Here is a 23,760-nt window from a genome sequence, read left to right as displayed (position 1 = left end):
TCCGGCCCGCCCGGCGCGGAAGGCCCGCCCGGCCCGCCCGGCGCGGAAGGCCCGCCCGGCCCGCCCGGCCCGCCCGGCTCGGCTTCCGAGGGCTCAGCGCGGCCGGCGCTCCCACTCGCTGCCGCCCAGCGGGTAGTCGTAGCCCGGCCGCCCGGTGGCCCCGCTGGTACGAAACGGCGTGTTGCCCGCGGCGACGCGCATCGTGCCCTTGCGCCCGCCGCTGGACCAGTCCAGGGTCAGCTCCCAGCGCACGTCGTGCGCCCGGGTGTGCGCGGTGACGTAGAAGACCTCGGGATCGGACTCGCTGACCTTGCGCGGGAAGGAGCGCTGCCCGCCCCGGGCGGTGACCATCGGACTGCCGCTGTCCAGGTCGATGTCGAAGGAGGCGCTCTCCACCCCGCCGCCGCAGCCCACCCCCATCGCGTAGTCGTTCCAGGGGAGCGGCGCGCCCTTGGTGACGACCCGTACGTGCAGCGCCTCCAGGACGACGGTGTCCTTCCCGGTGCCCTGGACGGTCAGCGCGACCCGCTGCTCCCCGGAGGCGACCGCGCCGTACGCGGCGGCCCAGCGCGGCGCCTCCGGCTCGTTGGCGGGCGGGCCGACCTGCTGGGGCGGGCTGTCGACGAGGAAGTGCTGGTAGCACGGGTTCTCGTAGACGTAGGGGCGGGTCGCGATCCTCAGCGGCGACGGGTCGGCGGTGGCGGTGGGCGAGGCGCCGGCCGGGGAACCGCCCGGGTCGGCGGTGGCGGCGCCGGCCGGGTCGGAGCTGGTGAGGCCGGAACCGGCCGCGGTGCCGGGAGCGGAGTCGGAGGGCGAGGGGGCGGCGGAGGGCGCCTGGCCCGCGCCGCCCGGGGGAGTGGACGCGGAGGCGCCCGGCGTCGAGGGCTCGGCACCGCCCGGCTGGCCGGTGTCGGTGGCCACCGCCTCGGCGGCGCCGGCCGGGCGCTGGTCGGCGGCCGCCTCCGCGCTCCCACCGTTGGCCCCGTTCCCGTGCCCGCCGGAGGGGACGAGGCTGAAGGCCACCGCCCCCAGCACGGCCGCCGCGGTGACGGCGGCCAGCAGCACCCGGCGCCGGCCCCGCCCCGGCGCGGGGCCCCCGGACGGCACGCCGACGGCGACCGGCTCGTCCTCCTCGCCGTCCGGCGGCCCGTCCGGCGTCGGTTCGGACGGCGCCGGCTCGGACGGCGCCGGGCCGGTGTCCGCCTCCCGTACGGGCTCCGGGACGGGAGCGGGTACGGCCGCAGGTACGGCGGCGGCGGCAGCAGCGGGAGCGGAAGCCCCCGCCTCCTGCCCCGGCCGGGCCCGGCGCGCCCCGTCGGCCAGGATCCAGCGCCGGTGCAGCTCCATCAGCTCCTGCGGCGTCGCCCGGCAGAGCCGCGCCAGGCGGTCCAGCGGCGCGAACTCGGGCGGCACCACGGCGCCGATGCAGTAGCGGTGCAGCGTCGAGGTGCTCAGGTGCAGGCGCTTGGCGAGCGTCCCGTAGCTGAGCCCCGAACGCTCCTTCAGTTCCCCCAGCAGCGCCGCGAGATCGTCCGCCGCCGGGCTCCCCGTCGCGTGCGGCATTCCCATCGTCCAACCCCCATGTCTCATCCCCGTGTTCCAGGGCCCCGGCATCCCCCCTGCTCAGGGCCCCTCCCAGTGTCCCAGCGTCCCTGACCGGCCGTCGACCGTGGCGGCTGGGACGGGCCACCGGGCAGGCTCCGGTCATCCAAGCACCACACCGAACGATCTTCGAAGAGGCCACGCCCACATGCTCGGCATCCGCACCGCCCGTACCTCCCGCACCCGCCTCCTGGCCGCCGTCGCGACCGCCGCGCTCGCCGCGCTCACCCTGACGGCGTGCAACGACGACGCGGGGGACGCGGGCGGCAAGGGGACCTCCGCGAACTCCCCGGCGCCCACCGCCCCGCCCGCCGCGAGCGCCCCCGCCCCGGCCCCCGCACCCGCCACCGGTGCCCCCGCCGCGACCGGCGCCCCGGCCCAGACCGGCTCGCCCGCCTCCGCCAAGCCCTCCGCGAAGGCCCCCGCCGCCCCGAAGCCCCCGAGCCCCGCGGACGGCAAGGCCGTCACCTGCGAGGGTTCCGTCACCAAGACCGTCGCGGCCCCGCTGACCCGCCCGGTCAACCACCTGCTGCTGACCGTCACCAACACCGGCAGCGTCCCCTGCTACCTCTACGGCTACCCGGCCGTGCGCTTCGGCGAGGCCCAGTCGGTGCCGCCGGTCATCGAGGACTCCAAGCCGCAGGCCGTCGTCACGCTCAAGCCCGGCGAGTCCGGCTACGCCTCGGTGAACCTGTCCGCCACCGACGGCAGCGGCGCCCACGGCCGCACCGAGACCTCGCTGGCCGTCTACTTCCACGGCCCCTCCGGCAACGAGAGCGTCGGCGCGGGAAGCAACCCTTCGCTGCCCGCCAAGGGTCTGTACATCGACGACTCGCTCAAGGTGGGCTACTGGCAGCAGTCCATGGACGACGCCGTCACCTCGTAGTCCCCGGACCATGCGGGGCGGCGGGGCCGGTGCCCGCCGCCCCGCCGCCCGCGGTGCGCCGCCCCGCCCGTTCGTGGGCGACGCTCCGCGACCGACGGATCGCGTGCTGTCATATGCTTGTCATATACATCTGATCCAAGGGGGGTGCGTGGAGTTCCGACTGCTGGGCTCGGTGACCGTGGTGGCCGCGGACGGCCGCGAGCTTCCGGCCGGATCGGCCAAGCGCCGCAGCCTGCTGGCCATGCTCCTGCTGAACCCCGGAGCACCGGTCACCGTCGAACGGCTCACCGAGACCCTCTGGGACGAGGAACCGCCCCGGCACTCGCGCACCGTCATCCACAACCACGTCTCCGGGCTGCGCTCCCTGCTCACCGCCCACGACGCCCCCGCCGCCGGCGTCGAACTCGTCACCGACAACGGCGCCTACCGGCTGCGGACACCCGACCAGGCCGTGGACACCGTACGGTTCGACCGCCTGGTGGCCCGCGCCCGCTCCCTGGACGACGCCGCCCGGGCCGCCGCCGACCTGCGTGAGGCACTCGCCCTGTGGCGGGGCCCCGCCCTGGCCGGCACCACCGCCGGCCTGCCGCTGCAGTCCGCCGCCCGGGCCCTGGAGGAACGGCGGCTGGCCGCCGTCGAGGACCTGGCCCGCGCCCACGGCCGGCTCGGCGACCACTGCGCGGCCGCCGGCCTGCTGCACACCGAGGCCACCGCCGACCCGCTGCGCGAACCGCTGGTCGCCCACCTCATGCACGCGCTCGGCCGCGCGGGGCGCCGCTCCGAGGCCCTCGACTGGTTCCACCGCACCCGCCGGGCCCTCGCCGAGGAACTCGGCATCGACCCCGGACCGGAACTCACCGACGCCTACGCCCGCCTGCTGCGCACCGACACCCCGCCGAGCCGCCCCGACGCCTCCCCGCGCCCCGCCCGGCCGCCGGGCCGCTCCGACCGGGTGCCGCCCGCCCGGCACCCGAGCGACCAGGAACCGCCGGACCGCCTGGCCTTCGACCGGCAGGCCTTCGAGCCCGTGCCGCCCACGCGGGTCCCCACCGTCGGCGGCCTGGCCTCCGTCCCCGACCAGCGGCCCGCCCCCGCACCCGTACCCGCCCCCGCACCGGTCACCGCCCGCCCCCCGGCAGCACCCGCCGCCACCGCCGCGCAGCACACCCCCTGGCCCTTCCCCCGCCGCCCGCGCGGCTTCGCCGGCCGGGAGGACGAACTGGCCGCGCTCGACCGGGCCACCGCCGCCCCCGGCGCCGTCGCCCTGCTCACCGGCGGCGCCGGCGTCGGCAAGACCACCCTCGCCCTGTCCTGGGCGCACCGCCGCCACCAGGACTTCCCCGACGGCCGGCTCTTCGTCGACCTGTGCGGCCACAGCCCGCTGCCCGAGCGCGACACCGCCGCCGTCCTGCGCGAACTGCTGCTCGCCCTGGGCCTGCCCGTCGAGCGGATGCCCGCCACCGCCGAGGCGATGGGCGCCCGCTACCGCGAACTGACCGCCGGGCGCCGGATGCTGATCGTCCTGGACAACGCCCGCCGCTCCGACCAGGTGCGCCCGCTGCTGCCCGACGGCGACGACTGCGTCACCCTGGTCACCAGCCGCGACCGGCTCGGCGGCCTGGTCGCCTCCGACGCCGCCCGCCCCGTGCCGCTCGCCGAACTCTCCTCCCCGCAGGCCGTCACCCTGCTCGCCGCGACCCTCGGCCCCGACCTGGTCGCCGCCGAACCCGAGGCCGCCGCCCGCCTGGCCGACCTGTGCGACGGCCTGCCGCTGGCCCTGCGGCTGGCCGCCGCCCGCCTGGCCACCGGCCCGGCCCGCGCGCTGGCCGCCCTCGCCGACGAACTCGCCGACGAGCAGGACCGCCTGGACCTCCTCGACGTCGAGGACACCAGCGTCGCCGCCACGCTCGCCCTGACCGTCCAGCACCTGGGCGAACCCGCCCGCCGGACGTTCCGCAGCCTCGGCGCCCACACCGGCGCCACCCTCGACAGCCGCACCGCCGCCGCCCTGGCCGGCTGCCGCCCCGACGAGGCCGCCGCCGCCCTGGCCCAACTGGCCACCGCCCACCTGATCGTCCAGATCGGCCGGGACGCCTACACCCTGCACGACCTGGTCCGCCTCTACGCCCGCAGCCTGCCCGGCGACACCGACACCCAGGTGCTGCCCCGCCTGCTCGACCACCTGCTCAACACCCTCCTCACCGCCTGCGCCGCCGCCGAACCGGGCAGCGAACCGTGCTGCGCCCTGCCGCCCGGCACCCGACGCCCCGCCGAGGTCCGCCCCTTCCCCGACCGGGCGAGCGCCCTCGCCTGGTACGCCGCCGAACGCGACACCCTGCGCGGCGCCGTCGAGGCGGCCGTCACCGCCGGACTGCACGACCGCGCCTGGCGCCTGGTGCTGCTCCAGTGGCCGCTGATCGTCTGGCAGGTCCGGGACGGCTGGGCGCCGCTGCTCGAACACGGCCTGGCCGCCGCCGAGGCCGACCGCGACCCCGGCGCCCAGTCCCGCGCCCGGGCCCTGCTCGGCTGGGTCCTGCTGGAGGAGGGCCGCCCCGACCAGGCCCTCGACCACCTGGAACGCGCCCCCGACCTCGCCGCCCGGGCCGGCGACGGCTGCGCCCAGGCCGTCGCCCTGGTCAACCACGCCGTCGCGCTCGCCCGCCACGGCGACCACGCCGGCCGGTCCCGGGTGCACGGCCTGCTGCTGAAGGCCCTGTCCCTGGCCGAACGGGCCGGCCGCGCCGACCTCGTCGGCCTCGCCCGCCAGCACCTGGCCCACGAGTGCCTGGCCGCCGGCGCCCACGAGGAGGCCGCCCAGCACGCCGCCCGCGGCCTGGCCGTCGCCGAACCGCCCTTCCCGGTCACCCGCCGGGTGGTCCTGCAGACCCTCTACGGCCGCGCCCTGGCCGCCACCGGCCACCCCGAGGAGGCCGCCCGCCACCTCGGCGCCGCGCTGCGCACCGCCCGCGCGCACCAGTACGGGGAGGGCGAGGCGGAGGCGGGCGCCGCGCTGCGCGCCCTGTCGGACGGCGGCGCCGCGGTGGCCGGCGCCGTCGCGCCCGCCGTCGCGTCGCCGGGCACCGCGGCGCCCGGCACGGCCGTGCACGCCACCGCCCCCGGCGGCCCGGCGTACGCGCGGCCGTCGACCTACCCGCGCTGACCGGACCCTCGCCGACCGGACCCACCGCCGGCGGCCGGGCACCCCCGCGCAGCACTGGCGGGCCCGCCCGAAGGGAAGGATGGACACAACGGGGGAAGCCCGGGCAGCGGGCGAAGCCGGCACACCACCTGCCCGAGGGGGATGCGCGATGACCACGCCGCCGGAGCCGAACCGTCGGTCCGAACTGCTGGAGCTGTACCTGCTCGCCGTGGAGATGGCCGACCGGGTCTCGGCCCGCCGGGGCAGCGCCAACACCTTCTTCCTGTCCGTGCAGACCGCGCTGGTCACCCTGATCGGCTTCGGCATACCGAAGTTGTCCGAGTCCCCGTGGTGGGTGCCGACCGCCGTCGCGCTGGCCGGCATCACCCTCTCCGGCGCCTGGTGGATGCAGTTGCGCAGCTACCGGGACCTCAACGGCGCCAAGTTCCAGGTCATCAACAGCCTGGAGGAGAAGCTGTCCGCGCGGATCTACACCGACGAGTGGGACGCCCTCAGGAACACCGCGGCGGCCGGCCGGCGCCACCGGCACTACACCGAACTCGGCACCACGGAACGGCTCGTGCCGATGATATTCGCGGCGGCCCATCTGATCCTGCTCACCGGCACGCTCGTCAGCGGCACACTGGCCGTATGAGCCACCTCGACCCCATCGCCGACCTGATCCGCTCCTGCCTGCCCACGGAGGCCAGACCCCCCGAGGGCGCCGACGACCTGTTCCGCCTCTACGCCGTGCTGCTGCAGGCCAAGGGCGAGCAGGTCACCGACGAGGACGTCCACAACGCCTGGACGGCCTGGACCCAGACCACCGACGACACCCACCGGGCCCTGGTGCCCTTCCACGACCTCGACGCCCGCACCCGCGCCCTGGACGCCCCGTACACCCTCGCCATCCGCACCGCCGCCCGCCGGCTCCACCGCCCCGCCACGGCCTGAGGACGGCCGCGGCCCGGGGACGGCCGCAGCCGGGGGACGGCGACGGGCCCGCGGCGGGGGAGCGGCCCCGGCCGCGGGCCCGGCACCGTACGCGGGATCAGGCGCCGGGCATGCCGGGCGCGGCGGCCGCCAGCTCGTCGACGGTGCCGGACATGACGGTGCGCAGGTGGCGGGTGAGGTGCTCGGCGGGCCAGTGCCACCAGGCGAGGTCCAGCAGGCGGGCGATGTCGGCCTCGTCGTACCGCGGCCGGATCACCTTGGCCGGGTTGCCGCCGGCGACGGCGTAGTCGGGGATGTCGGAGGTGACGACGGATCCGGCGGCGACGACCGCGCCGTGGCCGATGCGCACCCCGGGCATGACGGTGACGCGGTAGCCGAGCCACACGTCGTGGCCGACGACGGTGTCGCCGCGCCCGGGCAGGCCGGTGATCAGGTCGAGGTGCTCGGCCCAGGAGCCGCCCATGATGGGGAAGGGGAAGGTGGAGGGCCCGTCCATCCGGTGGTTGGCGCCGTTCATGACGAACCGCACCCCGGTGGCGAAGGCGCAGAACCTCCCGATGACGAGCTTCTCCGGCCCGTAGTGGTAGAGCACGTTGCGGGTCTGGAAGGCCGTCGGGTCGTCCGGGTCGTCGTAGTACGAGTACTCGCCGACCTCGATCAGCGGCGAGGTGAGCAGCGGCTTGAGGAGCACCACCCGCGGCTGTTCGGGGAAGGGGTGCAGCACGGTCGGGTCGGGCACGGCGGGGATCACCAGGGGGCACCGCTCTCGCGTTGACGGGACATCAGGGGTTCCATGATCCACCGGACGGCGCGGCGGTCCGGCGGTTTTCCCCGCACCGGCCGCCTTCCTTGATCAAATGACGTCAAGTTGTCTGTACAGCTCGGAGCCTCCTGACGGTCATCGGCCGGTCATCGGACACCACGGCCGCGTCCACTTCGGTCTCGTACACATAACGGGTCCGGTCCGAACCGCGCGGCCGGCCCCCGTACCGAAGACCCGCGGTCCGTCAGCAAGGAGCCCCACCCCGATGAGTCCGAAGCCCGAACTGTCGCGCCGCAGCGTCCTCGGCGGCGCGGCGGCGGCCGCGGTGCTGTCCGCCCTCCCCATCAGCGTCCAGCAGGCCCTCGCCGCACCGGCCCGGCCCGGACGGCTGGCGGACATCCAGCACGTCGTGGTGTTCATGCAGGAGAACCGCGCCTTCGACCACTACTTCGGCACCCTGGCGGGCGTGCGCGGCTTCGGCGACCGCACCGCCGTACGCGGCGTCGACGGCCGCTCGGTGTTCCACCAGCCCGACCCCGGCCGCAAGGAGGGCTACCTGCTGCCCTTCGCGATGAACGCCGCCCACACCAGCGCCTACCAGCAGGGCGCGCCGTCCTTCGGCTACGGCGACTCGATGAGCGCCTGGAACGACGGGCGCGCCGACGGCTCCGTCACCCGCCGCTCCTCCGGCTGGCTCGGCCAGGGCTACTACGAGCCCGCCGACATGCCCTTCTACCACGCCCTCGCCTCGGTGTTCACGGTCTGCGACGCCTACTACTCCTCGACGCAGTGCAACACCAACACCAACCGCGACCACGCGATGACCGGCACCAGCGGCGGCACCGTGCGGGACACCCCGGTGACCGACAACACCGAGATCCCCGGCGGCTACGAGTGGACCACCTACGCCGAGCGCCTGGAGAAGGCCGGCGTCAGCTGGAGGACCTACCAGGCCCTCGACAACTTCGACGACAACGCCCTCGCCTGGTTCACCCCCTTCGTCAAGGCCAAGCCCGGCGAGCCGCTGTACGAGCGCGGCATGCGCGCCGTCGGCGACCCGGCCAAGGCGAAGGACCCGTTCGCCATGGGCGACGCCCTCGTCGAGGCCTTCACCGCCGACGTCCAGGCCGACCGCCTCCCGCAGGTCTCCTGGATCGTCGCCCCCGCCGCCCTGTCCGAGCACGCCAACTACGCGCCGCCGAACGGCGAACACCTCACCGCCCGGCTGCTCTCCGCGCTCGCCGCCAAGCCCGAGGTGTTCCAGAAGACCGTCTTCATCCTCAACTACGACGAGCACGGCGGCTTCTTCGACCACCAGCTGCCGCCCGTCCCGCCGCTGGCCGACGGCCGCGGCAAGTCCAACGTCCCGGTCGACGGCGAGGTCGTCGTCCGCGTCGCCAAGGGCGGCTCCACCTACCACCGGGTGGTGGGCCAGGACGGGAAGTACCGGGTCAAGGCCGCCGACGGCACCCTCACCTGGTCCGCCACCCTCCCCGCCGGCGAGACCCTGGTCTCCGGCCCCTACCCGATGGGCCTGGGCGTCCGGGTGCCGATGGTCGTCGTCTCCCCGTGGACCCGCGGCGGCGTCGTCGACTCCACCGTCTACGACCACACCTCCGTCCTGCGCTTCCTGGAACAGCGCTTCGGCGTCCAGGAACCCAACATCAGCCCCTGGCGGCGCGCCGTCTGCGGCGACCTCACCAACGTCTTCGACTTCTCCGGCCGCAACCCCGCCTGGCCGCAACTGCCCGACACCAGCGGCAACCGCCGCAAGGTCGACGACACCGGCAAGCTCCCCGCCCCCACCGTGCCCAGCCCGCAGACCTTCCCCCGGCAGCAGCGCGGCACCCGCTCCTCCCGCCCCGCCCCCTACAACCTGCTGGTCAAGCCCCGCCTCAAGGGCGACGAACTCACCCTCGACTTCGTCAACCAGGGCCGCCAGGGCGCCGTCTTCGCCGTCTACCCCGCCCCCGGCGAGGCCCCCAAGCACTACACCGTCGCCGCCAGGAGCCGCCTGTCCGACGTCTGGAAGGTCGGCCCGGCCGGCTACGACCTGCGCGTCCACGGCCCCGACGGCGCCCTGTGGCACCTGCGCGGCGACACCGCCTCCGGCTACGAGGTCTCGCTCTCCGAGGAGGGCGGCGGCAAGGTGCTGGAGGTCGACGTCATCAACCGCTCGCGCACCGCCCAGACCTTCCTCGTCGGCGACCTCGCCTACGGCGACGGCCTGCGCGAGGTACGGGTCGCGGCCGGCGACGACCGCACCGTCAACCTCAAGGTCGGCCCCGAGGGCTGGTACGACGTCGCCGTCGCCGTCCAGGGCGACCTCGCCTTCCGCCGCCGCATCGCCGGCCGCTTCCCCTGGGACGACCGCACCGTCACCGACCCCGCCCTCGGCCTGGCCGACCCCCTCACCGTCGACCTCGCCCTCGGCGCCGCCTCCACCACCATCGACGAACCCGTCCTGCTGCCCGGCCGCCCCGCCACCGTCACCGCCACCCTCACCGCCACCACCGCCCTCACCCGCCTGGAGACCCAGCCGCTGCTCCCGCCCGGCTGGACGGCCACCACCGTCACCGCCGCACCCGACAAGCTCGCCGCCGGCGCCACCGCCACCGCCATCTGGCAGGTCACCCCGCCCGCCCAACTGCCCGCCGGCGCCACCCACCGCCTGCTGGTCACCGCCCGCGCCCAGGCCGACGGCCGCCTCGCCCTCGCCGACGGCGAACTCGCCGCCCGCCCCGCCCCGGCGATGACCGGCCACCTCCTCGACGAGGACTTCGAATCCCTCGCCGGCGCCCTCAAGCCGGAATCCGGCCTGCTCGGCTGGACCGCCCAGGCCCCCAAGGGCTGGACGGTGGTCAACGCCCCCGCCATGCCCCAGGGCACCGTCCGCCTCCAGGGCTGGACCTTCCACACCAAGCGCGAATGGGCCGCCCTCGGCGCCCAAGACCGCGGCAACTTCACCCGCGCCCTGGGCGTCGTCGCCGTCGCCGACCCCGACGACTGGGACGACACCGGCTCGCCCTCCCGCAAGGGCGTCTTCGACTCCACCCTGGTCTCGCCCGCCGTCGCCATCCCGGCCGGCACCGACACCCTCCACCTCGCCTTCGACTCCCACTACCGCCAGGAGGCCCCGCAGAAGGCCTCCGTCACCGCCGTCTTCGACAACGGCACCGAGACCCGCCTGCTCGCCTACAGCTCCGACACCACCGGCAACGACAACGCCGGCAAGGACGTCCAGAACACCCGGATCACCCGCAGCCTCGCCGTCCCCGCCGGAGCCCGCTCGGTGACCCTCCGGTTCCGCATGTACGACGCCGGCAACAACTGGTACTGGGCCGTCGACCACATCCGCCTCGACACCCGCCCCGTCACCGACTGACCCCGCCGGCCCCTCCAGTCCCTCCAGCCCTACCGGGCCCGCCCGAGCCACCGCGCCCGGGCGGGCCCGACCCGTACCGGCGGCCCCGCGTGCCAGGTAGAACTACTGCCACGACCACAGGGGAGGAAACCGAAGGTGACCGACACGACGACCCCGGCCGGCCGGGCCGCCCGACTCCACGACCGCTACCCGAGCCTCGACGAACTCACCGCCACCGCCCACCAGTTGGCCGCCCACCGGCCCGACCGCTGCCGGGTGCGCACCGTCGGCACCTCCCGCGCCGGACGCCCCCTGACCCTGCTGACCGTCGGCCCCGCCCCGCACGGAACCGGCCGCGCCCCGCACAACCTCCTCGTCGTCGCCGGCGCCCACGCCGACGAGTTCGCCGCCCGCGCCGCCGTCAACGACCTCGCCCACCACGCCCTCACGGCCCAACACCCGTACCTCGCCTGGCACTTCCTGCTCTGCCTCGACCCCGACGGCGCCCACCTCGCCGACGGCAGCCGCCACGCCCGCACCCTGCCCGACTACTTCGCCCACTACTACCGCCCCGCCGCCGAGGAACAGCCCGAATGGGCCCCCGCCGCCGGCGCCGACCTCCCCGAGAGCCGCGCCCTCCTCGACCTCATCGACGAACTGCGCCCCACCCTCCAGTTCTCCCTCCACAGCACCGACGTCGGCGGCACCTTCCTCCAGGCCACCAGCGACCCCGCCGCCCTCGCCCACCCCTTCGCCCGCTCCGCCGCCCACCACGGCATCCCCGTCGAGACCGGCAACTTCGACACCTTCCGCCTGCACGAATCCGGCCCCGGCCTCTACCTCATGACCCCCCACCACATCGACCGGCAGGAGACCACCACCGGCGTCCTCACCCCCCACCACGGCGCCGACGAAGCCCGCGCCGGCACCTGGTTCGCCCCCCAGCGCCACGGCGGCCAGACCGTCCTCGTCGAAGTCCCCGCCTTCACCAGCGCCCACCTCGGCGACAACCGCCCCGCCACCGCCGTCCGCCTGTACCTGCGCACCTGCGCCGACCGCCTGCGCCACCGCGGCACACTCCTCACCGCACTCCTCGACGCCGCCCTGCCCCACGTGCGAAACCCCGACACCCCCCTGCTGCGCGCCGCCCGCACCCCGCTCACCGCCCTGCGTCAACTCGCCGACGCATGGGACCCGGACGGCCACGGACAGGAGCTCCTACAGACCCCGATCACCCGCGCCCGCCTCACCGGCATCGACCTGTGGGCCCACCGCGTCCCGGTGCGCGCCGCCGCCCTGCTGCGCCGCGCCGTCCGCGTCGCCGGCGCCCCCCAGGCCGCCCGCCTCGACCACCTCCTGCGCGACTGGTGCGCCCAGTACCAGCGGACCTTCCAGCCCGTCTGGCTCCCCGTCGCCCGCCAGGCCGCCCACCAGGCCGCCACCGTCCGCGCCGCCGTCGCCCTGCGCCACCCGGCGAGTTAGGAGTTCACGCCCTCGGTGTCGATGTGCGGCAGCACCCGGTCCAGGAACCGCGGCGTCCACCAGGCCGCCGGGCCCAGCAGCGTCATCACCGCCGGCACCAGCAGCAGCCGCACCACCGTCGCGTCCACCAGCACGCTCACCGCCAGGCCCAGACCCATCATCTTGATGACGACGTTGTCGCTGACGACGAACGCGGCGAACACGCTCACCATGATCAGGGCCGCGCAGGTGATCACCCGCGCGGTGATCTCCAGCGCGTGCGCCACCGCGTCCCGGCTGTGCCCGGTGCGCAGCCAGGCCTCGTGCACCCGGGAGAGCAGGAAGATCTCGTAGTCCATGCTCAGCCCGAAGACGATCGCGAACATCATCATCGGCACGTAGCTCTCGATCGGGACCTTCCCCGCCACCCCCAGCGCCGGCCCGCCCCAGCCCCACTGGAACACCGCCACCACCACCCCGTACGAGGCCGCGATCGACAGCAGGTTGAGCACCGCCGCCTTGACCGCGACCAGCACGCCGCGGAAGACCAGCAGGATGATCAGGAAGGCCAGCCCGACCACCACCGCGATGATCGGCACCAGCCGGCTCGACACGATGTCCAGGAAGTCGACCTGCGCCGCGGTGTTGCCGGTCACGTACGTCCGCGCGCCGCTGCCGGCCACCGCGTCGGGCAGCACCGTGTCCGCCAGCCGGTTCACCAGGTCGGTGGTGGCCCGGTCCTGCGGGGCGCCCGCCGGGACGACGGTGGCGAACAGCACCGCGCCGTCCGGGCTGGTCTGCGGCGGGGTGCTGCTCGCGGCGCCGGGCAGGCCGGTGAGCGCCCGCTGCACCGAGGCCTGCACCCCGGCCCGCGCGTCGGCGGGCACCGCGCCCTGGTCGACCACCACCGTCAGCGGCGCGTTCGAACCCGGCCCGAAGGCCTGCGACATCAGGTCGTAGGCCCGCCGGTCGGTGAAGTCAGTGGAGTCCGCGCCGTCGCCGATGTGGCCCAGCTGGATGGAGAACAGCGGGACGGACAGCACCGCCAGCACCACCACCCCGGCCACCAGGTACCACCACGGCCGCGCCTCCACCCGCCGGGCGTAGCGGTGCCACGCCCCGCCCCGCCCGCCCCCGCCCCGCCCGTCCCCGCCCTGCCCGTCCCCGCCCGCCTCGGCGACCGGACGGCGCACCGCGAACCGGTCCATCCGGCGCCCGATCAGCCCCATCAGCGCCGGCAGCAGGGTCAGCGCCCCCAGCACCGCCGACACCACCGTGACGGCCGCCGCCGCCCCCAGCTTGGCGATGAAGGAGATCCCCGACACCGACAGCCCGGACAGCGCGATGACCACCGTGCAGCCGGAGACCAGCACCGCCCGCCCACTGGTGGCCACCGCCTGCCCGGCCGAGGCCACCGGATCCACCCCGTCCATCAGGTTCTGCCGGTGACGGGTCAGCAGGAACAGCGCGTAGTCGATCCCCACCCCGATGCCGATCATCGTCGCCAGCGTCGGCGCCACGGTCGCGAACGTCGACAGCGCCGCCACCAGCCCCAGCACCCCCAGCCCGACCACCACCGCGACCAGCGCCGTCAGCAGCGGCAGCCCCGCCGCGATCGCACTGCCGAACCCCACCAGCAGCACCACCACCGCCACCGCGAAACCGATCACCTCGCTGGACCGGTCGTCCGCCGCCGGCCGGGCCAGCTCGCCCAGCGGACCCCCGTACTCCACCTGCACCCCGGCCGCCCGCAGCGGCGCCACCGCCGCGTCCACCCCCGGCAGGTAGTCCTTGCCCAGCAGCGTCGGATTGGTGTCGAACCGCACGGTCAGGTACCCGGTCAGCCCGTCGGCGGACAGCGGCCCGCCCGGCACCGGACCCTGCCCCGGCGGCGGCAGCGGACTCTGCACCGACAGCACGTGCGGCAACTGCTGCAGCGCCGCCACCGCCCCGGCGATCTGCGGCTGGAAGCCCGTCAGCTGCGCCGCGTCGTGCAGCACCACCTGGGAACTGGTGCCCGCCGCGGCCGGCTCGTGCGCCTGCAGCACGCTCCGGCCCTGCTGCGCCTGGGTGCCGGGCAGCGAGAAGTCGTCCGAGTAGGAGCCGCCGACGGCCCGGTTGGCGGCCTGGACGCCGGCCAGGGCGACGAGCCACAGCAGGATGACGGTCAGCCAGTGGCGCGCGCACCACTCGCCCAGGCGGCGCAGCGCCGAGCGCCGGACCGGTGGCGCGGCGGCCGAGGGGGCGGGGCGGGCGGACGGCGGCATGGAAGGCTCCCGGGTCTCCTGCACGGCGGTGCGCCGATTCGGCGCAGTGTCCCCGACGGCCCGCGGCCCGCCACCGGTACCGGCGGGTAGTCGCCCCTACGGCCCCGGGGGCCCGACGGCTCCGGCGGCACCGGCCCGTAGGCCCGCGCCGCCGGGCGGAGGGGCGGCCGGTCCCCGGTCAGGGCCGGGCGGCGGCCCCGCCGAGTCCCGGGGCCGGCACGGGCGCGGCGGCGCCGACCAGGACGACGAGTTCGTGGCCGCCGGGGTTGGTCTGCAGGGGCAGGGTGCGCCAGTTGTTGGCGAGCCAGACGTTGCCGGACGGGTCGATCCGCAGGCCGGTGTTGCGCTCCAGCCCGTCGCTCGGGTAGCCGGTGTCGGGCGGGGACAGCGGCTGGCCGGTGGTGAAGCCGGGCGGGCAGGCGGCGAGGTCGACGCCGCACAGCCGGGCGACGCGGTGGCCGCCGAAGTTGGCGATCCAGACGGTGTCCTCGCCGTCGACGGCGACGCCCCAGGGCAGGAACAGGCCGCCGCCGGTGAAGGGTTCGGGGGCCGGGGTGCCGTCGGAGCGGATCAGGGTGACGGAGGCGCCCGGGCGCGGGCCCGCGTCGCCCGCGACGGCGGCGTCCGCGAGGTCCCCGGCGGTGGTGTCGCCGCAGGGCACCGGCAGGATGCCGCTGTTGGCGACCCAGGCGTTGCCCCGGCTGTCGGTGGCGATGCCGAGCGGGCGGCGCAGCCCGCCGCCGGTCACCGCCCGTTCCAGGGTGCCGTCGGGGCCCAGGACCTGCACGCTGTCGCTGCCGTTGCCGCTGACCCACAGCCGCCCCGCCGGGTCGACGGCGGCGCCGAAGGGCTTGTGCAGCGCGGGGGTGGGGACCTCCCGGGCGCGGGTGGCGTCGCCGTCGGGGACGCGGGTCACGCTGTCCGCGCCGCAGCCGGCCGCCCACACGGAGCCGGAGCGGTCGGCGGCCAGGCCCTGGGGCTGGACGATGCCGCCGGCGCGCCACCCCTCGGGCGGGGAGAGCGGGGTGCCGTCCGGGGCGAACTGCGAGAGGCTGCGCTCCAGCGGGGCCGGGTCGATCGGGCAACCATGGCCTTGGAAGCCGAAGTTGGCGACCCAGGCGGAGCCCCGGGCGTCGACGGTGACGCCGAACCCGGCGCCGTACAGGCCGCCGCCCCGGTAGGGGGCGCCGGGGGCGTCCCGGCCGTCCGGGGTGAACTTGAGGACGGTGTCGCCGCCGCAGACCGGCACGGTGGGGTCGGCGCCGTAGCGGTAGTTGTTGCTGACCCAGGCGTTGCCGTCGGCGTCGAAGGCGATGTTGCCGGGGCCGTCGAGCTCGTGGCCGTTGCCGTCGTAGCGCAGGGCCACGGTCCAGGCCTCGGGGGCGGCGGGCAGGGCGGGCCGGTAGCGGGGGGCGGTGGCGGCGAGGGCGAACAACTCGGCGGCGTTGTGGCCCGGGTCGTGGGCGATGTCCACGGCGGCCCGCAGGGTGTCGCGGGGCCGTTCGCGCCCGGGGCGCCGGGCCAGGTCCAGCAGCCGGTCGCAGGAGTCGCCGCTGACGCCGCCGCCGCCGCCGGCGCCGTCGACGCAGGCGGCGAGCAGGTTGGCGAGGGTGTTGAACTCGGCCAGGGTCGAGGTGAGCGCGCCGTTGGGCGGGGCGGCGAGCGGGGCGGCGATGCCTCCGGTGCCGGTGTCGGCCAGATTGTGGGCGACGGCGGCGGCGTTGCGCAGCCCGGGGTCGGGGCCGGCCACGCCGTCCGGGCCGGTGAAGCGGGCCAGGGCGTAGGCGACGGCCACGGTGGTGCGCTCGTTGACGACGAGTTCGGGCGGCGCCCCGGCCCCGCTCAGGACGGCGGCGAGCACCGCCGGCCCGCCGGCGCCGCGCGCGCCCCCGGGCCCGGGCAGGCCGGCCAGCACGTACAGCACGGCGCGCGGGTCCTCGGGGCGGCGGTAGTCCAGGACGAAGCGCCCGTCCCGCGCGCTGCGGGTGCGGGCCAGCACCCGGGGCGCGGCGCCCGCGCCGTCCCCGGCCTGGTAGAGCGTCACCTCGGCGCCGCCCAGCGGGGTGTCGCCGCTGCGCACCACCCCGCACTGGCCGGTGGGGGCGGCGGCCGTGGCGTGGGAGGGTCCGGCGGCGAGCTGGGCCAGGAGGGCGGCGGTCAGCAGGACGCCGCGGCGTCGGCGCATGGGGGCTCCGTTTCGGCGGTAGGGGGACGAACGGCGGTTCGTCCCCCTACCTGCCACACCGGCCGGCCGCCCGGGCGCATCCGGCCGCGGGACGCGGCGGAAATTGCCCGGTACGGGCGAGCCGGCGCGGGGCCCGTCCCCGGCTCAGCCGCGCCGGCCGGCCGCCGCGGCGGAGGGGACGGCGGCGGGGGCGGCGAAGCGGGGCAGGACCTCCTCGGCGAGCTCCTGGAGCAGCTCGTCGACGGGGCGGTCGTTGGGGCGCAGGTTGAAGGAGACGTGGGCGACGCCGAGTTCGGCCATCAGCTCCAGGTGCTCGATCAGGGCGGTGCGCCCGGTGCTGAGGCCGAGCCGGATGGGGCGCGGCGCGGCGGCCGGGTCCTCGGCGAGGGTGAGGACCATCGGCGTCAGGTAGGGCTTGTCGCCGGCGAGGTCGCGCCACTGGCGCAGCCGCGTGCGCAGCGCGTCCGGGTCGCGGGGGTAGTTGAGGGAGGCGTCGGCGTGCTCGGCGATCCACTCGGGGCTCTGCTGGGCGCCGCCGGCGACGGCGATCGGGATGCCCCCGGGGTGGACGGGCCGGGGCAGGACCTCCAGCTGCTGCTCGGCGCCGAGGCCGGCGGCGGGCAGTTCCAGCGGGCCGGGGCGCCAGGCGGCGCGCAGGGTCTCGACGCCGGTGCGGAAGGCGGCGCCGCGGCCGTGGAAGTCGCGGTCGAACAGCGGGTACTCGACGGGGCGGTCGCCGCTGGCGAGGCCGAGCAGCAGGCGCCCGCCGGAGAGCACGTCGACGGTGGCGGCGGCCTTGGCGACGAGCAGCGGCTCGCGCAGCGGCAGGACGACCGCGCCGGTGGCGAGGACCGCGTCGCGGGTGAGGGCGGCGAGGTGGCCGAGGTGGGTGAAGGTCTCGAAGACGCTGCCGGCGTCGCCGAACCGGACGGGGTCGTAGAGCGGGACGTCGCGTACCCACAGGGCGGCGAAGCCGAGGCGGTCGGCGAGGGCGGCGAGGCGGGCGTGCCCGGCGAGGTCGGGGACGCCGAAGGGGCGGCCGGCCGCGCGGTCGGCCCGGCCGCGGTCCTGGCCCCAGTCGTTGTCCAGGGGCAGTTCCAGGCCGATGGTCAGCCGGCCGTCGGCGGGGGCCAGTCGGGCGAGTGCGGGGTGGGACGGGGCCATGGCGGGTCCTTCACAAAAGATCCCGTCCCGGGCGGCGGTGCGACCGCCCGGGACGGGAGAGTGGGGCGGGGTCAGCTCGCGTTGAACTGGTCCGGGTGCGGGCCGGTGCGCAGGTCGCGGTCGCCGGCGGCGATCGCGGCCATGTCCTGCGCGGTCAGCTCGAAGTCGAAGACGTCGAGGTTCTGCCGGATGCGGGCCGGGGTGACGGACTTGGGGATGACGATGTTGCCGAGCTGCAGGTGCCAGCGCAGGACGACCTGGGCGGGGGACTTGCCGGTGCGGGCGGCGATCGCGGTGATCGCCGGGTCGTCCAGGACGGCGCCCTGGGCGAGCGGGCTCCAGGCCTCGGTGGCGATGCCGTGCTCGGCGTGGAAGGCGCGCAGCTCGGCCTGCTGGAGGCCGGGGTGCAGCTCGACCTGGTTGACGGCGGGCACCAGCGCGCTGGTGTCCAGCAGGCGCTGGAGGTGGGCGGGCTGGAAGTTGGACACGCCGGCGGCGCGGACGCGGCCCTCCTCGACGAGGCGCTCCAGGGCGCGCCAGGTGTCGAGGTAGAGGTCGCGGGCCGGGGTGGGCCAGTGGATGAGGTAGAGGTCGACGTGGTCCAGGCCGAGCTTGGCGAGGCTGGCGTCGAAGGCGCGCAGGGTGGCGTCGTAGCCCTGGTCGGCGTTCCACAGCTTGGTGGTGACGAACAGGTCCTCGCGGGCCACGCCGGAGGCGGCCAGGGCGCGGCCGACGCCGGTCTCGTTGCCGTAGATGGCGGCGGTGTCGATGCTGCGGTAGCCGGCCTCCAGGGCGGCGGCGACGGCGGCGGTGGTCTGGTCGTCGGGGACCTGGAAGACGCCGAAGCCGAGCTGGGGGATCTCGACGCCGTTGTTCAGCTTCACGGTGGGGACGGTGGGGGTGGTCATGCGCTGGTCTCCTTCGGAGGGTGTGGTCGGTGGGGTGGGGCGGAGGGTGCTCACCGGGCGAGCTGGGCGAGCCGGTCGAGGGCGGCGGCGGCGAAGGAGTGGTCCTGCGCGGGGGCGCCGCCGCCGACGCCGAGGGCGCCGACCAGCCGGCCGTCGCGGTGGACGGGGATGCCGCCGGCGATGAACAGCAGCGGGCGGTCCAGCGCGGTGGGCAGGGTGTGGAACGGCCCGTCGGGCTTGACCAGGTCGACCAGGTCGGCGGTGGGGGCGTTCAGCTGGAGGGCGGTGTAGGCCTTGCGGGTGCTGGTCTCGCCGGAGATCAGCACGGCGCGGTCGTCGCGGCGGAAGGCGAGCAGGTGGCCGCCGGCGTCCAGGACGGTGACGCTGACCGGCACGCCCGCGGCCTCGGCGGCGCTGCGGGCCGCGTCGACCAGGAGCTCGGCGTCGGCGGTGGTCAGCGGGGCGACTGCGGTGGTGGTGCTCATGGTGGTGCTTCTCCGGGGGTGGGGTGGGTTCCGGTCGGGGCGGTGGCCGGTGGTGTCGATGGTCAGTGCTGCAGGGCCGCGTGGCGGGGAGCCGCGCTCGTGGTGGCGGCCTCCCGGGTGCGGTCGCGGCGCTCCAGGGCGGCGGACCAGAAGGCCAGCAGCAGGGCGGCCGCGGCGAGGACGGCGCCGACCCAGTTCGGGGCGGTGTAGCCGAGGCCGGCGCTGATCACCATGCCGCCGAGCCAGGCGGCCAGCGCGTTGCCGAGGTTGAAGGCGCCGATGTTGACGGCGGAGGCCAGGGTGGGGGCGCCGTGGGCCTGGTCCAGGACCCGCTTCTGCAGCGGGGGGACGGTGGCGAAGCCGAGGGCGCCGACCAGCAGGACGGTGACGGCGGCGGCGACCTTGTTGTGGGCGGTGAGGGTGAACAGGGCGAGCACCACGGCGAGGCCGCCGAGGGTGGTGTAGAGCATCGGCATCAGCTTGCGGTCGGCGTAGCGCCCGCCGAGCAGGTTGCCGAGGAACATGCCGACGCCGAACAGGACCAGCAGCCAGGTGACGGAGCCGTCGGCGTAGCCGGCGACGTTGGTCATCATCGGGGCGATGTAGGTGATCGCGGCGAAGACCCCGCCGAAGCCGAGCACGGTCATCGCCATGGCGAGCAGCACCTGGGGGTTGCGGAAGGCGGTCAGCTCGCGGCGCAGGTGGGCGCCCTCGGCGCGGGGCATGGCGGGGACGAGCTTGGCGATGCCGAGCAGGCCGACCACGCCGAGCGCGGCGACGCCGGCGAAGGTGGTGCGCCAGCCGACGGCCTGGCCGATGTAGGTGCCCAGCGGGACGCCGACGATGTTGGCGACGGTCAGCCCGGTGAACATGGTGGCGATGGCGCCGGCCTTCTTCTGCGGGGCGACGAGGTCGGCGGCGACGACGGAGCCGATGCCGAAGAAGGCGCCGTGGGCGAGGGAGGTCACGATGCGCCCGGCGAGCATCACGGGGAAGGACGGGGCGAACGCGGAGAGCAGGTTGCCGGCCACGAACAGGCCCATCAGCAGCATGAGCATGGTCTTGCGGCTGATCCTGGTGCCGAGGACGGTCATCAGCGGCGCGCCGATGACGACGCCGAGGGCGTAGCCGGTGACCAGCAGGCCCGCGTTGGGGATGGAGACGCCGTAGTCGCCGGCGATCTGGGGCAGGAGTCCCATGATCACGAACTCGGTGGTCCCGATCCCGAATGCGCCGATGGCCAGGGCGATGAGAGCGAGAGGCATGGGCCCGAACCCTTCTGTGATTGCTTGAGCTAGCGCCTTGCGTGCCCTAACAATAGTTGCAGACGCGCGATAAGTGCAAACGCGGATAGGTGGCACGCGCCATAGGGTCGGGGTCGGGAGGCCGGAAACGCGGCCGGGCCCGGCCCGTCCGGACCGCGTGTGCGGTTCGGACGGGCCGGGCCCGGGGGAGTGGCGGCGCGGGGCCGGCCGGGGTCAGCGGGTGGGCGCGGCGGCGTCCACGGCCTCGACGGCCTGGACCAGCGAGGCCAGCGCGGGGGTGCGGGCGGCCTGGTCGAGCGCCTCGCGCAGCGCGGCGTCGTTGGTCGGCCGGGCCTGCTCCAGGAGCCTCAGACCGTCCTCGCTCACGTTGGTGTAGATGCCGCGGCGGTCGGTCGGACACAGGTAGCGCGACAGCAGCCCGCGGTCCTCCAGCCGGGTGACCAGGCGGGTGGTGGCGCTCTGGCTGAGCACGACCGCGTCGGCGACCTGCTTCATCTGCAGGTGCCCGCCCTCGTCGTCGTGCTGGCGGCTGAGCACGTCGAGCAGCGAGTACTCGCGCACGCTCAGGTCGTGCTTCGCCTGCAGGGCGCGTTCGATGTGGGACTCGATCCTGCCGTGCAGGAGGGACAGGGCGCCCCAGCCGTTGGCGAGCGCGGTGAGCGCGGGGTCCGTGGCGGTCATGGGCCCCTCCTTCCGGGTATGGCTGGGTCCAGGATAAGCCATGAACAGAAATATCGGCCAGAGCTTGTATAGCGCTTGTGCAAATAATCTCCCGTGCGATTCGGGAGCGGGTGGGGCCGCGGGATGCCGGTCGGAGCCCAGTCATCACGCGGCTTTGGCGCAAATGGTTCAGACCATTGACGCGGAGGGAAGGCAGATCCTACGGTGTCGGGCAACCGGTCTGGCGCGGGCATGCCATGTCTCGGGCAGACCGCCGTGCGCACCCCCACGCGCACGCGCACGCCCCGCGCCGGGCGCACACTCCATCCACCCCCACGGAGGAGCACCATGCGCAAGCGCCACCTGATCGCCGCCGCCGCGGCCGCGATCGCCCTGCCGATCGCGGCGGCCCTGCCGGCCCAGTCGCACGGCTTCATCAACCTGCCGCCGAGCCGCTCCGCGCTCTGCGGGGCCAACGCCGTCCCGTGGGACTGCGGCGACATCCAGTGGGAGCCGCAGAGCGTCGAGGGCCCCAAGGGCTTCCCGACCCGCGGCCCGGCGGACGGCACCATCTGCGCCGGCGCGGACGCCCGCTGGGCCCCGCTGGACAACCCCCGGGGCGGCAGCTGGCCCACCACCAAGGTGACGGCGGGCCAGCAGCTCACCTTCACCTGGGAGATCGAGGCCCGGCACTCCACCAGCAGCTTCAGGTACTTCCTGACCAAGCCCGGCTACGACGCCAGCCAGCCGATCACCCGGGCCTCCCTGGACCTGACCCCGTTCCTGACCGTCCCCTACAACGGCCGCCAGCCCGCCGCCACCACCACCCACACCGCGACCCTGCCCACCGGCCGCACCGGCCACCAGGTGGTCGTCGCCGTCTGGGACGTCGCCGACACCGGCAACGCCTTCTACTCCTGCACCGACGTCCAGTTCTGACCGCTCCCCGCCCGCCCCGACGGCCCCGGCCGTCGCGTGCCCGCCGACGCCGCCGCCCGAACCCGGACGGCGCCGGCGGGCCGCCCGCCCCCGTGCTGAAGGCCCCTCCCCGTCCGTGCTCGCGCGCCGCAGAAGCCGCAAATAGGTACATTGGCGACATTTGGCAGCAGTGCCAAGGCTCCGCGCGTCCACGCAAGAAGGCCGACCGCCTTCGGAAAGGGTCTCCATGCGCCCCGACCTCAGCCCCGCCGTCCTCGCCGAGCTGCGCCGGCCGCGGCCCTACCCGGCGGTGTCGATCCTGATGCCCACCCACCGCCGCGAGCCGGACAACACCCAGGACCCGGTCCGGCTGCGCAACCTGCTGGCCGAGGCGAAGGAACGCGTCCAGGCCGACCCGGAGGTCTCCCGCGCCGACCGGATCGACGTGCTGGAGCAGCTCGACCGGGCCCTGACCGAGGTCGACCTGGTGCACGCCGAGGACGGCCTGGCGCTCTTCGCCGCGCCCGGCGAGCACCAGGTCTGGTCACTCGGGCGCACCGCCCCCGCCCGGGTGGTCCTGTCCGACACCTTCCTCACCCGCAACCTGGTCGCCTCGCACGCCGCCGAGCGCCCGCACTGGGTGCTCGCGGTGGCCGCCGACAAGGTGGTGCTGTGGGGCGGCACCGAGGAGCGGGTCACCGAGGACAAGGGGCACGGCTTCCCGCTGACGCGCGTCTTCGACAACCCCGACCCCGAGCGGCAGGAGCAGATCGGCGACACCCCCAGCACCTTCCGCGACGAGGCGACCAAGACCTTCCTGCGCCAGGCCGACACCGAGGTCGGCAGGCTGCTGGCCGCCGCCCCCCGCCCGCTGTACGTGGTCGGCGAGGCCGCCGCGCTCGCCCTGCTGGACGCCGTCGGCCCGATCGCCAAGGAGGCCGCCGCCCAGCTGCCGCACGGCGGCCTGGCCCAGGCCGACGCGGAGACCGTCAGCAAGGTGGTCGAGCCCGCCGTGCGCGCCCACGCCGACCAGGAGGTCGCCGAGCACCTCGCCCAGCTCGACAAGGCCCGCGGCGCCCAGCAGTTCGCGGCCGGCCTGGACGAGGTCTGGCAGGCCGTCGGCCAGGGCCGGATCGCCCGCCTGGTGGTCGAGGAGAACTTCCGCGCCACCGTGCGCGACGACGGCGAGCACCTCGTGCCCGCCGAGGCCGGCGAGAGCGGGGCCCGCGAGGACATCGTCGACGAGGTGATCGAGCGCGCCCTGGACACCGGCGGAAAGGTCGGCTTCGTCCCCGACGACACCCTCGCCGACGCCGGCCGGATCGCCGCCGTCCTGCGCTACTGACCCGCCCCCGAACCGCCCCGCCACCGCGGCCGCCCGTCCGGTCACCACCCCGACGGGCGGCTGCGGCGCACCCGGCCCGCCGCGCGTCCGCCGCGCTCGTACGGAAACGAACCGGCCAACCGGCGCACGGAATCCGCCATCTTCGCGCACCGCACGTGCAACGGCCACGAACGGTTCCCGGAATCGTGGCGCCCGGTTCGGCAATCGCCCCTAACCTGCGGCGCATGACACAGAGTCACCGCCCCCGCTCGGCCCGCCGCACCGGCCTGCTCGCCGCCGCCGTCGCCGCCTCGCTCGGCCTCACCGCCGTCGCCCTGAACGTCCCCAGCGCCGTCTCCGCCGAAGCCGCCCCCGCCGCCCCCGCGGCCCCCGCGGCCCCCGCGGCCCCCGCGGC

General features: G+C 75.8%; 17 protein-coding genes. 8 read left to right on the top strand and 9 right to left on the bottom strand.

Annotated elements, in window-relative coordinates; all coding sequences use genetic code 11:
• Nucleotides 1-93: 93 nt before the first annotated feature.
• Nucleotides 94-1,569, bottom strand: coding sequence for a helix-turn-helix domain-containing protein (locus ACFCY1_RS26090; protein WP_375876217.1), 1,476 nt, complete (start codon nucleotides 1,567-1,569; stop codon nucleotides 94-96).
• 181 nt (nucleotides 1,570-1,750) lie between these two features.
• Here ACFCY1_RS26090 and ACFCY1_RS26085 point away from each other — a divergent pair, with 181 nt between their 5' ends.
• The 4 genes from ACFCY1_RS26085 (at nucleotide 1,751) to ACFCY1_RS26070 (ending at nucleotide 6,581) form a co-directional block, all read left to right on the top strand.
• A complete protein-coding gene (locus ACFCY1_RS26085) occupies nucleotides 1,751-2,488 on the top strand; it encodes a DUF4232 domain-containing protein (protein ID WP_375876216.1) in 738 nt (245 codons plus the stop codon).
• A 148-nt stretch (nucleotides 2,489-2,636) separates the two neighbouring features.
• Complete coding sequence (locus ACFCY1_RS26080) at nucleotides 2,637-5,648, top strand: BTAD domain-containing putative transcriptional regulator (RefSeq protein ID WP_375876215.1); 3,012 nt, start codon at nucleotides 2,637-2,639, stop codon at nucleotides 5,646-5,648.
• 148 nt (nucleotides 5,649-5,796) lie between these two features.
• Nucleotides 5,797-6,282, top strand: a complete 486-nt coding sequence (locus ACFCY1_RS26075) for a hypothetical protein (RefSeq protein ID WP_053112619.1) — start codon at nucleotides 5,797-5,799, stop codon at nucleotides 6,280-6,282.
• Complete coding sequence (locus tag ACFCY1_RS26070) at nucleotides 6,279-6,581, top strand: hypothetical protein (protein WP_074005344.1); 303 nt, start codon at nucleotides 6,279-6,281, stop codon at nucleotides 6,579-6,581. The genes ACFCY1_RS26075 and ACFCY1_RS26070 overlap by 4 nt, the downstream gene beginning before the upstream one ends.
• A gap of 97 nt (nucleotides 6,582-6,678) precedes the next feature.
• Here ACFCY1_RS26070 and ACFCY1_RS26065 read toward each other — a convergent pair whose 3' ends face one another.
• The gene (locus tag ACFCY1_RS26065) at nucleotides 6,679-7,329 is read right to left on the bottom strand and encodes a CatB-related O-acetyltransferase (RefSeq protein WP_375876280.1); all 651 of its coding nucleotides are present in this window, start codon (nucleotides 7,327-7,329) and stop codon (nucleotides 6,679-6,681) included.
• 280 nt (nucleotides 7,330-7,609) lie between these two features.
• On the opposite strand from ACFCY1_RS26065, the gene ACFCY1_RS26060 reads away from it, so the two are divergent.
• Both ACFCY1_RS26060 and ACFCY1_RS26055 read left to right on the top strand, forming a co-directional pair.
• Nucleotides 7,610-10,729: a phosphocholine-specific phospholipase C gene (locus ACFCY1_RS26060; RefSeq protein ID WP_375876214.1), complete on the top strand. Its 3,120-nt coding sequence runs from the start codon at nucleotides 7,610-7,612 to the stop codon at nucleotides 10,727-10,729.
• 135 nt (nucleotides 10,730-10,864) lie between these two features.
• Nucleotides 10,865-12,190, top strand: coding sequence for a M14 family zinc carboxypeptidase (locus ACFCY1_RS26055; protein ID WP_375876213.1), 1,326 nt, complete (start codon nucleotides 10,865-10,867; stop codon nucleotides 12,188-12,190).
• Here ACFCY1_RS26055 and ACFCY1_RS26050 read toward each other — a convergent pair.
• The 7 genes from ACFCY1_RS26050 to ACFCY1_RS26020 form a co-directional block, all read right to left on the bottom strand.
• Nucleotides 12,187-14,436, bottom strand: coding sequence for an MMPL family transporter (locus ACFCY1_RS26050; protein ID WP_375876212.1), 2,250 nt, complete (start codon nucleotides 14,434-14,436; stop codon nucleotides 12,187-12,189). The genes ACFCY1_RS26055 and ACFCY1_RS26050 overlap by 4 nt on opposite strands.
• A 178-nt stretch (nucleotides 14,437-14,614) precedes the next feature.
• On the bottom strand, nucleotides 14,615-16,621 hold the full coding sequence (locus ACFCY1_RS26045) for an NHL repeat-containing protein (RefSeq protein ID WP_375876211.1): 2,007 nt from the start codon (nucleotides 16,619-16,621) through the stop codon (nucleotides 14,615-14,617).
• 144 nt (nucleotides 16,622-16,765) lie between these two features.
• Entirely contained in the window at nucleotides 16,766-17,785 is a 1,020-nt protein-coding gene (locus ACFCY1_RS26040; protein ID WP_074005349.1) for a TIGR03571 family LLM class oxidoreductase, read from the bottom strand.
• A 71-nt stretch (nucleotides 17,786-17,856) separates the two neighbouring features.
• Complete coding sequence (locus ACFCY1_RS26035; protein WP_375876210.1) at nucleotides 17,857-18,693, bottom strand: aldo/keto reductase; 837 nt, start codon at nucleotides 18,691-18,693, stop codon at nucleotides 17,857-17,859.
• 50 nt (nucleotides 18,694-18,743) lie between these two features.
• Nucleotides 18,744-19,178 carry a heme-binding protein gene (locus ACFCY1_RS26030; RefSeq protein WP_375876209.1) on the bottom strand — a complete coding sequence of 145 codons (435 nt, stop codon included), beginning with the start codon at nucleotides 19,176-19,178 and terminating at the stop codon, nucleotides 18,744-18,746.
• 62 nt (nucleotides 19,179-19,240) lie between these two features.
• Nucleotides 19,241-20,443, bottom strand: a complete 1,203-nt coding sequence (locus tag ACFCY1_RS26025) for an MFS transporter (protein WP_049659333.1) — start codon at nucleotides 20,441-20,443, stop codon at nucleotides 19,241-19,243.
• Between the two features lie 213 nt (nucleotides 20,444-20,656).
• A complete protein-coding gene (locus tag ACFCY1_RS26020; protein WP_375876208.1) occupies nucleotides 20,657-21,124 on the bottom strand; it encodes a MarR family winged helix-turn-helix transcriptional regulator in 468 nt (155 codons plus the stop codon).
• A 327-nt stretch (nucleotides 21,125-21,451) separates the two neighbouring features.
• Here ACFCY1_RS26020 and ACFCY1_RS26015 point away from each other — a divergent pair, with 327 nt between their 5' ends.
• Nucleotides 21,452-22,042, top strand: coding sequence for a lytic polysaccharide monooxygenase (locus tag ACFCY1_RS26015; protein WP_049659083.1), 591 nt, complete (start codon nucleotides 21,452-21,454; stop codon nucleotides 22,040-22,042).
• Between the two features lie 226 nt (nucleotides 22,043-22,268).
• Nucleotides 22,269-23,366 (top strand): chemotaxis protein, encoded by a 1,098-nt coding sequence (locus ACFCY1_RS26010; RefSeq protein ID WP_375876207.1) that lies wholly within the window; start codon nucleotides 22,269-22,271, stop codon nucleotides 23,364-23,366.
• Nucleotides 23,367-23,760: the final 394 nt, after the last annotated feature.

Source organism: Kitasatospora sp. NPDC056273, from assembly GCF_042268845.1.
In the GTDB taxonomy this organism is placed as follows: Bacteria; Actinomycetota; Actinomycetes; order Streptomycetales; family Streptomycetaceae; genus Kitasatospora.
This window is presented reverse-complemented; position numbering and strand designations above follow the sequence as displayed.